This window comes from Solibacillus sp. FSL R7-0668, assembly GCF_038006205.1.
Lineage (GTDB): Bacteria > Bacillota > Bacilli > Bacillales_A > Planococcaceae > Solibacillus.
The window spans coordinates 1,253,590-1,266,972 of the sequence record NZ_JBBOUU010000001.1 but is presented as its reverse complement, the minus strand read 5'-3'; the positions used below and the strand labels follow the sequence as shown (position 1 = coordinate 1,266,972).

14 protein-coding genes and 1 riboswitch are annotated in these 13,383 nt (G+C 38.7%); of the genes, 1 reads left to right on the top strand and 13 read right to left on the bottom strand.

What is annotated here, in order from left to right; genetic code table 11:
* Positions 1–74: 74 nt before the first annotated feature.
* The 12 genes from MKX47_RS05960 to MKX47_RS05905 form a co-directional block, all read right to left on the bottom strand.
* Positions 75–650 carry an ECF transporter S component gene (locus MKX47_RS05960; protein ID WP_340772163.1) on the bottom strand — a complete coding sequence of 192 codons (576 nt, stop codon included), beginning with the start codon at positions 648–650 and terminating at the stop codon, positions 75–77.
* Positions 651–893: 243 nt separating this feature from the next.
* Positions 894–1,070, bottom strand: a riboswitch (FMN riboswitch).
* 110 nt (positions 1,071–1,180) lie between these two features.
* Positions 1,181–2,179 carry a hypothetical protein gene (locus MKX47_RS05955; protein ID WP_340772161.1) on the bottom strand — a complete coding sequence of 333 codons (999 nt, stop codon included), beginning with the start codon at positions 2,177–2,179 and terminating at the stop codon, positions 1,181–1,183.
* On the bottom strand, positions 2,176–2,709 hold the full coding sequence (gene sigX / locus MKX47_RS05950) for an RNA polymerase sigma factor SigX (protein WP_340772160.1): 534 nt from the start codon (positions 2,707–2,709) through the stop codon (positions 2,176–2,178). Before sigX ends, MKX47_RS05955 begins: the two co-directional genes overlap by 4 nt.
* A gap of 175 nt (positions 2,710–2,884) precedes the next feature.
* Positions 2,885–4,660 (bottom strand): ATP-binding protein, encoded by a 1,776-nt coding sequence (locus tag MKX47_RS05945; protein ID WP_340772159.1) that lies wholly within the window; start codon positions 4,658–4,660, stop codon positions 2,885–2,887.
* Positions 4,653–5,369: a response regulator transcription factor gene (locus MKX47_RS05940; RefSeq protein ID WP_340772158.1), complete on the bottom strand. Its 717-nt coding sequence runs from the start codon at positions 5,367–5,369 to the stop codon at positions 4,653–4,655. The genes MKX47_RS05945 and MKX47_RS05940 overlap by 8 nt, the downstream gene beginning before the upstream one ends.
* Before the next feature lie 121 nt (positions 5,370–5,490).
* Complete coding sequence (ccsB, locus tag MKX47_RS05935) at positions 5,491–6,675, bottom strand: c-type cytochrome biogenesis protein CcsB (RefSeq protein WP_340772157.1); 1,185 nt, start codon at positions 6,673–6,675, stop codon at positions 5,491–5,493.
* A complete protein-coding gene (locus tag MKX47_RS05930) occupies positions 6,672–8,330 on the bottom strand; it encodes a cytochrome c biogenesis protein ResB (protein ID WP_340772156.1) in 1,659 nt (552 codons plus the stop codon). Before MKX47_RS05930 ends, ccsB begins: the two co-directional genes overlap by 4 nt.
* 13 nt (positions 8,331–8,343) lie before the next feature.
* Positions 8,344–8,877, bottom strand: a complete 534-nt coding sequence (gene resA / locus MKX47_RS05925) for a thiol-disulfide oxidoreductase ResA (RefSeq protein ID WP_340772155.1) — start codon at positions 8,875–8,877, stop codon at positions 8,344–8,346.
* 106 nt (positions 8,878–8,983) lie between these two features.
* On the bottom strand, positions 8,984–9,727 hold the full coding sequence (locus tag MKX47_RS05920; RefSeq protein WP_340772154.1) for a pseudouridine synthase: 744 nt from the start codon (positions 9,725–9,727) through the stop codon (positions 8,984–8,986).
* 149 nt (positions 9,728–9,876) lie between these two features.
* A complete protein-coding gene (locus MKX47_RS05915) occupies positions 9,877–10,857 on the bottom strand; it encodes a D-alanyl-D-alanine carboxypeptidase family protein (RefSeq protein ID WP_340772153.1) in 981 nt (326 codons plus the stop codon).
* A gap of 12 nt (positions 10,858–10,869) precedes the next feature.
* Positions 10,870–11,457, bottom strand: a complete 588-nt coding sequence (gene scpB, locus MKX47_RS05910) for an SMC-Scp complex subunit ScpB (RefSeq protein ID WP_340772152.1) — start codon at positions 11,455–11,457, stop codon at positions 10,870–10,872.
* On the bottom strand, positions 11,426–12,208 hold the full coding sequence (locus MKX47_RS05905; RefSeq protein ID WP_340772151.1) for a segregation/condensation protein A: 783 nt from the start codon (positions 12,206–12,208) through the stop codon (positions 11,426–11,428). Before MKX47_RS05905 ends, scpB begins: the two co-directional genes overlap by 32 nt.
* 168 nt (positions 12,209–12,376) lie before the next feature.
* Between MKX47_RS05905 and MKX47_RS05900 the strand changes: the two genes are divergently transcribed.
* Positions 12,377–12,892 carry a DUF309 domain-containing protein gene (locus tag MKX47_RS05900; RefSeq protein WP_340772149.1) on the top strand — a complete coding sequence of 172 codons (516 nt, stop codon included), beginning with the start codon at positions 12,377–12,379 and terminating at the stop codon, positions 12,890–12,892.
* A gap of 64 nt (positions 12,893–12,956) precedes the next feature.
* Here MKX47_RS05900 and MKX47_RS05895 read toward each other — a convergent pair whose 3' ends face one another.
* Complete coding sequence (locus tag MKX47_RS05895; RefSeq protein WP_340772148.1) at positions 12,957–13,319, bottom strand: GNAT family N-acetyltransferase; 363 nt, start codon at positions 13,317–13,319, stop codon at positions 12,957–12,959.
* Between the last annotated feature and the right edge of the window lie 64 nt (positions 13,320–13,383).

Sequence of the window (13,383 nt, the reverse complement as noted above, 5' to 3'; positions counted from 1 at the left end):
TATTATCAAAGGAATAACAAAAAAGCTATAGCATACAGTAGGTTCCTGTATGTCTATAGCTTTTCATCTGTTTATTAAAGTGAATATTGTTTACGTTGATTTTCAATCCATGCGCGCATTGTCCGATAAAGCATTGTGACCACAACTAACATAATGATCCCTTTGACAATGTTAAATGGCAAAATCCCTAAAACAATCGTTTCATACATATTATATTCAAAGCCTAGTAAATACGTGTAAAGTGGTAAAAACGCGACATAATTTAATACCGCCATACCTAGTGACATGACGACAGTCGAAACAACTAGGCCTGACATTAACCCTTTCACTGAAGGGAATTTTTTATAGATAAAGTACGCTGGTAAAATGAATAATACACCTGTCGCAAAGTTGGCCATATGACCTACTGGAATTCCCTCTGGCGTACCAGTATAAATCCAATCAAGCACATTTTTTACAAGCTCGACGATAATACCAGCTACCGGTCCCATTGTAATCGCCGCAATTAATGCTGGCACATCACTGAAATCGATTTGTAAAAACACTGGGAACCATGGTAGTGGGAAATTTAATAGCATCAATACGAATGATACCCCACTAAGCATCGCAATTGTTACGAACGAGCGTAACTTTAAACTTCTTTTTTGCATTTGCACTCTCTCCTCTTTGCTGATTCAGTCTCGCAAGAAGAAAGGACGATCCACACCATCTCATGAAAAAACCCTTATGCAAAATAAGCATAAGGGAGAAATAGGCACACTTAAATAAGAGTCTATTCGCATGTTTGTAGTCTATCATTCTTTTTGCGTACACAAAAAGAATAGCACCCATTTATATAAGCGGATACATTGGTACTACAAATACGCGACATTTTCATAAAATGACGACCGTACCTTCATCTTCTCCCATCCAGACTCTACTGTCGGCTTTGGAATCACACCAAATCCTGCACACAAAAATGTGGCTCGCGGGCTGAAAAAGCTTTGACGCAACGTCCTCCAAGTGAATGGTCAGAGGTTGACACTTTTATTACCGCCGGTCGGGAATTACACCCTGCCCCGAAGATGAATCAATATGAAATTTTCGTAAAGTATAAATAACTTTACTACAATTTCTATTATAAAATAAAAAACGGAATTGTAAAGCCCTTTGCTTACAATTCCGAGTAAATTCATTTGAATTATTGAAAGTTATGAAATACAATATTGGCGGCAATCGGCTTTTCTAAAGGGCTTTTAAAGTCAAAACCACTCCAATTCTCTTGCACAATTTGCTCAAATTTAATTTGCTTATTAAAGCTTGCCGCTGTTAAAAGCATGCCTTCAATCATCCGCATCGCAGCTGTTGGCTCAAATTGCGTTAAATCCAGTGGCTGATCAAATGTAATTGTGACGATATCTTCATTTACATCTGTATGAAATGTCACTTCTGGTAAAATGACCGTTTGATAGCTTTCATTTACTTCAATCGTCATATTGCTCAATGCATCTTCAACGGTTGAATAGCTCATATGGAGATTCGGACTTAAATAAGAGGAGCCATCTTCTTTTTGATAGGCAACATAATTATTTGAGCCCTGTTGATCTTGTAATGGTTGATAGCCGCTAAAGCCTAAAGCCGTTTCATCTATTTGTGATGCAAATGCTTCATATAATTGCTGTTTCGTTGGATGCTCTGTACCCGTATTATTGACGACGACCTCATTTGGAATTAAAAAGCTTACGGGTATACTTTCTGCTCCATCCAATAAGCCTACTTCAAATAGGGTAACCCCTTCTAATTGCGATTCGTACACAAGTGTTTGCTGTGCCGCTGCATCGAACACTGCTCGAGTTGACATCACTGCTGATTCATCGTTAGCCATTTCTGCTTCCATAGCTTCACTTTTTGATTCTATTTTAACTTCATCATGTGCACGATTATCCATTGAAATGGAGTTCTGCCCGATAAATTGAGCGCCTACTACTACTAAAATAAATAATGAGGCAATCGAGGCGATTAATGGCGTCCAGCGAATCCCTCTTCTCGCTGATTTTTGCTGTTGAGGCGGTTGTTCATTAAATACCCCTTCATCGATTAAGCGCTGTAATACTTCATCTTTTGTTCGATGATCGGTTACTTTTGGTGCTTGTTTGAAAAGGTTTTCTAAATCTTCTTCTTTCCACGGCTCTTTGTTCATAATGAATTCGCCCCCTTTCCATCTTGCTGCTCCATTAGTAAGCGTAAATTCTTTAAAGCCCGATGCTGTGTGGTTTTCACTTTTCCTTGCGTCCAGCCTAGTATTTCAGCAGTCTCCTGAATTGACAACTCTTGTATAAAACGCATAATCACGACCATTTTTTGATCGCCTGTACATTGCTCAAGCGCTTCTAGCAGCTGTCTCATTTGTTCACTAAATTCAACAGACTGTTCAGGTGATGGGCTAGATGATACGAGCTGCTCCGTCTCCCAATCAAAAGCGGTAAATGCATGTTTGTCCCGAACTTGCTTTTTCCGAAAGTAATCGATCGCAACATTTTTTGCGATGGAAAAGAGCCAGGTTTTCTCACTGCTTTTCCCTTCAAAGCGATCATAGGCATTCAACACCCTTATATAAACTTCATGTGAGAGATCCTCAGCAGCTGTGCGGTTCTTCACTAGATAAAACAAAAAATTAAAAACATCTTGATGATACGAAGCGTATAATCGATGGAAAATGGATTGTTGCACCCATCCCACCTCCATTTCATTAATTTGTCGTTTCAACACTATAAAAGTTACATTCTGCATTAAGTTTATCGTAATTATGGTAAGTTTTATAGATATTGAACGATAAAAAATTAAATTCACCATTCAATTATAAATGGTGAATTTAAAAAGTAGCATTCATTCAACTACCACGTATTTAATTAAGCGGCAAATGGAATGTAAACGTCGTGCCTTGTTGTTCTACGCTTGTTACGGCGATTTTTCCTTTATGTGCTTCTACGATATTTTTAGTAATGGCTAAACCAAGACCTGTACCGCCTTTTGAACGAGTGCGGGCTTTATCCGCTTTATAGAAGCGTTCAAATACATACGGTAAATCATCTTGTGGAATCCCTTGACCCGTATCGCTCACTTCGATTTTCGCAAAGCCTTGCTCTTCTGAAATTGACACCGTGACCGAGCCATTTTGTGAAGTATGACGAATGGCGTTATCGATTAAATTAGTTAGTACTTGTTCGATACGGTCTTCGTCTATCGGGATAATCGTTTCTTTTGGAATTGTCGTTTTAAATTTCAAATCCACCTGTAGTTCCTTCGCACGCTGGTCGAATTTATGGGTCATCCGGTCAATGACCGAAACAAGTGGTACATCATCTTTATAAAGCGTCATATATCCCGATTCCATACGAGCTAAATCGAGTAAATCTGTTACTAATCGGCTCATGCGCTGCGATTCATCGTGAATGACACGAATCATGTCATTCCGTTCTTCATCAGATTCCACAACACCATCTATAATCGCTTCCGAATAACCCTGTAGCATCGCGATAGGCGTACGCAATTCATGTGAAACATTGGCGATAAAATCAGATTTTAACTTTTCGAGCTTTGTTTCTTCCGTTTTATCACGAATGACTGCAACCGCTCCACGAATCGACTCTCCGCTGTAGAGTGGACTAATGGAAATACTGTAATAGGATTTGCCAATTTCTAGCTCTTCTTCAAGCTGATCTTCAAAGCTTAACACATGGTCAAGCATACGATAAAACTCAACTGGAATCGGTTTTGAGCTATCTAAACCGGATGTCACAAACCATTTTTGTAGCATGCGCTCTGCAGGTGGGTTGCTTACTAAAATCGTCTTATCCCGGTTAAACGTAATCACCGCATCGGACATTGAGGTTAAGACACTCGACAATTGCTCTTTTTCTTGATTGATTACTTCTAAATGATGCTTCAATTGGCGTCCCATCTGGTTAAATGCGACCGCCAACTGACCGATTTCGTCATTTTGCTTTGTATCTAATTTCGAATCAAAGCGCCCCTTCGCCAGCTCAAAGGCATGTTCGCGCATTTTTCGTAGCGGTAACGTAATTTTAGAAGATAAGAAGAAAGCAAAAATTGTTGTTAGTACAAAGGCGATAGCCGCTGCGATAAAGACAATTTTGGTCGTTTCCTTACTTGACTGGTGCAGTGCGTCTGGATTTTTGTAGATAAAAACCGCGCCATGTGTTTCTGCCTCACTCTTTAAGGGGAATCCAAGCACGATGTACATGCTATTTTTATCTTCATGGGTGTTCGATGGCAGGGATAGTTCTTTTACAATCGGCTCATTGGTAGCGTATACCTGCTCAAATGCCTTACTTGAAATTATCTTCTCCTGAATGGCTTCTTTGTTGACGCCCTCCTGAACAGAATAAAGTACTTCATCGGAATTTTTGGCTATGAGCACATTCGTTGTTTCTGTTAATAATTCAGAAATAATGGCAAACTGCTTTTCGTCTAATTCATTATGATCTACAATGCTCACGATGGCTGCCGCCGTTTGACGCAGGGACATTTCGGATTGTTCATTATTATATTGCTGTAATAGCTCTAACATAAAAATCGTAAAAATAAACAGGACAAACGAAACGAGAAGCAAAATGGTTCCCCATAGCTTCCCGACGATACTTGTTGCTATTCTAATCATTCACGACCTCGAACTTATAGCCGACGCCCCAAACCGTTACGATCATTTTCGCCGCATTTTCAGAAACACGATTTAATTTTTCACGTAAGCGCTTAACATGCGTATCGACCGTACGTAAGTCACCAAAGAAGTCATAATGCCAAACTTCTTTTAATAATTGCTCACGGTCGAATACTTTGTCTGGCGATTTTGCTAAGAAGTAAAGTAACTCATACTCTTTTGGTGTTAAGTTAACTTCTGTGCCATCAGCTGTCACTCGGTGCGCATCATGGTCAATCGTTAAATGTGGAAACACGACTAAATCCTTTGATGACGATGCATTATTTACTGGTGAGAATACAGCTGAGCGGCGTAAAATGGCTTTTACTCGTAGCACAACCTCGCGTGGACTAAATGGTTTTACAATATAATCATCCGCGCCAAGCTCGAACCCTTGTACACGGTTTGCTTCTTCACCTTTTGCTGTAAGTAATACGATTGGGGTCGTTTTCTTTTCACGTAACTCCGCGCATACTTCTAGTCCATCTTTTTCAGGCATCATAATATCTAAAAGAATACAGTGATAATCTTTTTCCATAGCCATTTCAAGCGCCTGTTCTCCATTTTCGGCCTCTTCAACAAAATAGCCTTCACGTTCTAAATACATTTTTAGTAAGCGACGAATACGATCTTCATCATCAACAATTAATACAGATATATTTTCAGACACTGGTGTTACCCCTTTCAAAACTCTGTTTCTCTTTCTATTGTACCTGTTTGAATGGCAATTGAAAAGAAAAGCTCGACCGAATAAGGAAGAACTTTTCTAAAAATATGATATTTTGTTAATTTTATGCGTATGAATGTAAACCAGCGATGACTAAGTTTACAACAACTAAGTTAAAGATAATAATGACAAATCCGATTACTGTTAACCAAGCTGTTTTCTTTCCTTCCCATCCTTTTGAAAGGCGTAAGTGTAAGAAGGCTGCATAGAATAACCACGTAATAAGTGCCCATACTTCTTTTGGGTCCCACCCCCAGAAACGGCCCCATGCTTTTTGTGCCCAAATCATCGCAAAAATCAGCGCTCCTAATGTAAAGATTGGGAAAGCAATTAAAATCGCACGATAAGCAATTTCATCTAATAAAGTAGAGTTCACACGTTTTACTAATGGTTGCAGCATTACTGCCACTTTTTTGCGGAAAATTAAACGGATGAAACCGTATAAGATTGTACCAAAAAGAACAGACCATACAACCGTCGTTAATTTACGGGCATCAATTACTGCTGGTAATTCTATAAGTGGCGTCATTTTATTTTCTGAAAGCTCTTTATATTCATTCATCCCAAATAAGGGAGGCATTGTATAAGTTGATTTGCTTACTTGATCTAATGTATCAACATATTCAAATTCCGCTTTGTAATCCATCGCGGAAAAAGTAATGGTTGCAACAATAAAGCCGATGACAAGCACACAGCAGAACATCACTGTCTCTAACCAAAAGCTTTCTTTTGATTTTTTCGTCATGTCGACATTTTTCAATAAATAAGCTAAACCAGCAACCGCACTAATGGCAAAAATGGATTGAGCAAATGCGGCTGTAATTACGTGAATCGTTAACCAATGACTTTGTAATGACGGTACAAGTGGACTTACCTCACTTGGGAACATCGCCGCATAGGCAATAATTAATAACGCAATTGGAAGTGCCACTACGCCTAGCACGGAAACTTTATACATGAAGTAAAGAACGATAAACGATAGCACAATAAACATCCCAAATGCCGTCGTAAATTCAAACATATTACTTACAGGAGCATGTCCTGTATAGATCCAACGTGTAATGAAGTAACCTAATTGCGCTACAAAACCAATGATTGTTACGAAAATTGCGATTTTACCAAATTTGTCTGCACGACTTGCTGCAGTATCATTTTTTTCTTTAATCGCACCCGCAAAGAAAAATGTTCCGATTAAATAGCAGATAAACGCAACGTACAACAAGTTACCGCTTAAATCGATTAAACTCATAAGGTTTTACCATCCTTTTCTATTTCAGCATTTTCATTATTTTCTAGTTCCTGTTGATCCACATAGTGTGGTAAATGGGCATGGCTCGTTAACGCATCCAAATCCTTCTTCATACCAAACCAGTTTTTATTCGTGTGGGCCGCTAAACGCACTGTACCATCTGCCAGTTGTTCAATCCAAATACGGCGGTGATTCCAATATGAGCCAATCGCTACACCAATCATGAAAATAATCCCCCCCACAAATAGCATTGGGATCGTTTTATCATAGCGAACCATTAAACCTGACATATTACGCATTTCTACGTTTGCAAACTTCATTTTATAGATATTTTCTCCATCTGGTTCAAGCGTTTGCTGAATCGCTACAAAGCTTGTTTCTCCATCTGGCGTTTCAGGCGTATACATTTTGAAGATGAAGGCTGGGTTATTCGGTGTTTGTGATGCTGTTTGTGGTACACCCTCTTTAAAGCCTGAGAAGTCAGGGTAGTAGCCCATTAAGCGAACTTTCGCACCATTGCCTAAATCATATTCATCTTGTGGATTCGCTAAATCGATGCTAATTTGACCAAGTGATTCGTCTGTTGCTTTATTCGACAAATCAAATATCATCGTTTTTAACTCATTTAAGCGATAATCCATTTGATAAACTGCATATCCCTCATGCTTTAATGGATGGTTCACTCGGATTTCATAGCTTTTCACTTCTTGTAAATTATCCGCTTGTCCTGGAACGGCATCGTCTGCCTGCTTATACAAGGTTACATTTGTTTGATAGTTTTTCGCCATCGTATTAACCCCTTGCTTTAGCTGCTCTCCCTGTGGATCATTATCATAGGTTTCTAATATGAATTTTTCATTTTTTAAGAAATAACCGTCCATGCCTGGAATCGCACGTGTTTCACCTTCACGTAGCCACATCGATTCATCGACGTAAAAGCCCGGGACTAAATGCAACATTACGCCCACGATAAAGACGATTAAACCAACGTGATTGACATAAGCACCATAACGAGAAAAGCGCCCCTTTTCAGCCATGATAGCCTTATCTTCACGACGCACATTGTATTTTAACGCTTTTAATTTTTGTTCGACTAACTCTAACGTCTGCTCTTGCTGCTCAGTAACAGCACCGTTTGCTACAATACGCTGACGCTTCATGAAATTAATATGTCGTTTTACTCGTTGATTTGTTAAAGATTTATGTAACGGGAAACCTCGGTCGATACTGGCAATAATGATGGACACACCTAACATTAATACAAGTATTTGGAACCATAGGGATGAATAAAGATCCGATAAACCTAAAGCATAGTAAACTTCACCGAACCAACCATAAACATCTGAATAATATTGCTTCTTTTCTTCCTCAGTCGCTACACTTATGTAAAACTCTTGAGGCAAAATCGTACCAATCGATGCTGCTATTAAATTGATGATAATGAGTGAAATCCCAACTTTAACGCTTGAAAAGAAATTCCAAATTTTATCAATTACTGACTTATTATAAGTTTTTGAACGGATGGCTGTTCCTTCATAGCGCATGTCTGCAATTTTTTTGCCCTTTTCCTCTTCTGTTAGAGGGGAGCCACATTTTTGACAGAGCTTTGTGCCTTCCAGATTTTCATGCCCGCATTCACAAAGTATTTTATTCATTGCGTAAAAACTCCTATTCTGGCTTTATCGATTCTAAATATTGAATGATTTCTACCTCGCTCATTTCACCTGTTATTATACGATCAATCGTACCATCTGGCTTAATAAAAATCGAAGTTGGCAGTGGCCCGATATTATAGGCTGTGAATACACTTTTTGTTTTATCGATTGCGACGGGGAAAGTCATGCCCATATTCGTCACATATTTTTCTACTTCAAATTCGGATTGCGCAAAATTGACAGCAATAATTTGAACGCCCTGCTCTTTAAAGGGTTCGTATTGACGTTCCATTGCGGGGAATTCTCGTTCACAAGGCGCACACCATGTACCCCAGAAATTTAACAAAACACCTTGTCCTTTATAATCTTTAAGGCGATGTTTTTCACCATTTAAATCGATTACTTCAAAATCTGGCGCCTCTGCACCAGCAGCAATGATTTCTATTTTATCTTTCGTTATGGCGGCGTATACAGTATATCCAATGGCGATCGCTAAAATGACAAGAATCACACCGCGCATAATCGAACGTTTTTTCTTTTGTTCCAAAACAGGAAAACCTCCTTCCTTTTCACAACTTCTGTTGCCTATTATAGCAAATAATTACAAAATAGAAATTGCTTTATTTTGAATCCTTTATGAACGTTTCCACTATCTATCTATTGGAATCAATTTTACCTGTTTCCGCTAATACACGTAATAATTTAACTTCGTGCTTCGTTAACTGACGGTATTCACCTGGTGAAAGACCTGTTAAATCAAGGAAAGCAAAGCGTTCACGTTTTAATTTCACGACAGGTGTACCAATCGCTTCAAACATACGACGTACTTGACGGTTACGACCTTCATGAATGGTAATTTCACAAATGGCTTTGCCTGCTTTTTCATCGAAACTTGTCATACTTACTTTCGCTGGTGCTGTTTTACCATCTTCTAGCTTTATACCACCTTGTAGCTTCATTAAACCTTGCTTTGTTGGTACGCCCTTTACACGTGCGATATACGTTTTGTCGATTTTGAATTTTGGATGGGTCATTAAGTTTGAAAATTCCCCATCATTCGTTAATAATAGTAAACCTGTTGTATCATAGTCTAAACGTCCTACTGGGAAAATACGTTGATGTACGTGCTTTTTAAAAATATCCGTTACGGTTTTGCGTCCTTTGTCGTCCGTAACAGCTGAGATATAGCCACGTGGTTTATATAATAAGAAGTAAACTTTATCTTCTTTTTCTAATTTCACGCCCTCAACTTCAATTTCATCTGAATTAGAAACTTTTGTTCCAAGTTCTTTAATCACTTTTCCATTGACCTTTACTTTACCTTCTACGATTAATTGCTCTGCTTTACGTCGTGATGCAACACCTGCGTATGCAATCACTTTCTGTAATCGTTCCATAAGTTCACCTCATTGATTGATAATTCGCAAATAACGCAAGCTTCTCAGCGTACGCATTCACAGTTTTTACGTTTTTGATTATGTCATACTTCGTTATATTAGAAAAGAGAATATGCTTTATCTAGGTTCATTGCTATCCTCTGTGCCGCTTAACGAGACTTAATTTGTACAAGTTTGGAAGCGACAACTTGCTTACCATCCAATACGCGCCACGCAGCCCGAGTGGATTTCGGATGCCTAGAGACATATAAGATATGCTGTAGCTCCGACTTTTCGCCTTTTCGCATCAGCATTTCGATTGGCTCTTTTACTTCAACAGTTAGGCCATTTGTTTTGTATATTCCTCTTTTTACAATTACTTCATTCGAAAAATTCGCATCAATATAATTTGCCAATTCCTTATGAATAAACCAATCATTTCCTTCATTCAATGTAACGACTACGAATGATTTTTGTTCCCGTTTAAAAAAAGTAGCAAGTGTGCGACTTGCTACCTTTGTATAACCTGTTTTTCCAGCGATAGCCCCTACATCTTCATGCAGTAAGCGATGCTTGTTTTTCCAAGTCATACCTTGTGAAAAAACTTTTGTTGAAGCGATTTTTTGAAATTTTTCATTTTGCATCGCGATTTGTAGCATTTTCGCTGTATCATAGGCAGATGATAAATGCTTTTCATCATGTAAGCCCGTTGGATTGGTGAAATAAGTGTTGTTCAATTGATAGGCTTGTGCTTTTTCATTCATTAAACGAACAAAACCTTCTACAGAGCCCCCTACATGCTCGGCCAATGCGGTCGCTGCGTCATTGCCTGATTGCATCATTAAACCATGCACTAAATAGTCAATTGTATAGGTTTGTCCTTGTTCTAGATAAATGGAAGAACCTTCTACTAAAGCTGCACGATTGGAGACATACACTAAATCTGTTAGTTCACTTTGTTCTAGCACAATTAAAGCCGTCCAAATTTTTGTTAAGCTCGCGATTGGTAAGCGCTCGTGTTCATTTTGTCCTACCAATGTACGACCATTTTCAGCATCAATCACGACATAGCTTGCTGAGGCAGCATTTACTTGAATAGAATGAAAACCAAAGAACAGCATCACAACTAAACTTACAATCCATTTCTTCAACGGGCCACTCCTTTAATTTTGATTAAATGTTTCCTGGAATTTCGATAAAAATAAATCCGTCGGTTGTTCCTCTTCTGCATCCACATCCTCTGGCAAGGGTGGAAGCTCTTGAATATTTTTTAAGCCAAAATAATTTAGAAATTCCTTCGTTGTCCCATATAAAATAGCACGGCCGGTTCCTTCTGCTCGTCCTACCTCTTGAGCTAATGCACGCGAGACGAGGGTTGCAATAGGTCGCTCACTTTTTACCCCACGTATATCCTCTATCTCTGCACGAGTAATCGGCTGCTTGTACGCAATGATGGCAAGTACTTCTAAGGAAGCGGCCGTTAATACTTGGTTCGTTGGATTTTCAATTAATTTTTTCAATGTATTGGCGACATCGGGCTTTGTTGTTAATTGATACATCCCCGCCAGCTCTTTTAATGTGATGCCACGTGAAGCCTCCTCCTCATACTGTGATTGTAGCTCACTTAGCCCTGCCTCAATATCCATTACTTCTACTTCTATATATTGGGCAAGCTGTTTTGCTGTCATTCCTTCATCGCCAGCTACGAATAATAACGCCTCAATTCGGCTCAATAACTTGTTCGAATTCATCGTCAATTTCCTCCTTCTTCAGCAATAGCGATAAGTCATCAAAGTTTTTTTCTTGTACCACGAAGACAACTTGGCGCTTCATCAGCTCCAACAATGTTAGGAATGTCAGGACAAGCATCGGTTTGTCATCGGATTCGAATAACTGTGAAAACATCATTTTCCCACCGGAATGCTTTAAAATATTGACGACCGTATGCATTTGTTCCTTTACTGAAATTTCTTGACGCGCGATGCTTGTTGATAGTGGTTTTTTCAACTGCTTGCGACGCATTAATTTTTGAAATGCGCTTAACATATCATACACATTGACATTTGTATCGAATAATGTCAGTTGTTCTTTCGGCATATACTCCGACAAATCAGCAGGAGCCTTTGTAAATACTTGCCCTCGTTCGCTTTCAAGCTCTTGTAATTGAACAGCGGCTTCCTTGTATTTTTTGTATTCAATTAAGCGTGCTACTAATTCCTCACGGGGATCGACTTCATCTACTTCAAATTCCTCCACATCGATTTCGCCTTCGTTTATCGGAATGAGCATGCGGCTTTTAATCGCAAGTAATGTGGCCGCCATGACTAAGTATTCGCTTGCTTCGTTTAGCTCCAGCGTTTGCATAGCATGGATATGGTCAATATATTGTTCCGTCAGCTCGGCCATTGGGATATCATAAATATCAATTTCCAAGCGATTAATTAAATGTAACAATAAATCCAGCGGTCCACTAAATACCTCTAGCTTTACTTCATAAGACATATTTAAGTCACCTATCTTTTAATATTCCGGGCAATTGCATCATTAAGCATGTGAATATCGTAAAACCATAAATGATAATGATTGGGTACATGTTATACTAAAACTTACAACACGCATTGGTATCATTTGTTTGAACCCATCATTAAGTATATTCGAAAGGAGTTTACAATGCATCCTTTGTTTCACCCACTATTTATCGATTATTGCGCTTATTTTAACGGCAATGAGGACTATTTTGAATGCCATGAAGTATTAGAAGAATATTGGAAGGAGGTCGCTCCTGGTGAAAAACTTCACTCACTTGTAGGCTATGTCCAGCTTGCTACAGGTATGTATCATTGGCGTCGCGAAAATTTCAATGGTGCCGCACGAATTATGCAAAAAGCGCTCCATAATTTTAAGCACAACAAAAATTCATGTTATTTTGACTATATCGACCTTGAGCAATTGCTGGTAGATATGCAGAGACATCTAAAGAAAATCGAGGCGAAAGAAACTTTCACACGACTAAAAATTCCGATTACCCATCCTAAGCTTCAAGTGGTCGTGCAAGAAAAAATCGCAGCAACACCTTTACTTGATTCCCACTTTCTACTGAATAAGCATATGCTACGTGACCGTTCGGATATTATTGCTCTGCGTGAAGCGAATAAAAAAATAAAGGTCAATAAGGAAAACGCCTGATTAGCACAAAAAAAGATGAAATGGTGCAACAACCATTTCATCTTTTTATGCTGAAGCTAAGTTATCAATCCGCTTCGTTATTTAATATTGGTATACACTTTTGAACAAATGAATGTGTCTCATCATTGGCGACAATTTTGTTATAGCCCATGTCCTTAAGCTCTTGCAGCATTTCCATCGCTACACCTTCGCCTCGATAAGAAGGAATTACCGTAATATGTTGCAATGTTGCGACATCGTTTTCTTCCACAATGCCAACTGTTCCTACATATTCCTCATCCTTTTTCCACAAATACAACGTCCAATTTTCATTTTGATCATATTGTTGAATGGTTTCCATTAAGCGTTTGATATCTTTTTCTTGCGGCATTAATGAAATTAATCCCATTGCAATCTTTTCTAATGATTTTTTATACCGAACTAACATTTTCACATTCCCTCAATTCTACCATTGCAAATCCTATCAAAAGATGATGAGAATTGCAATAACA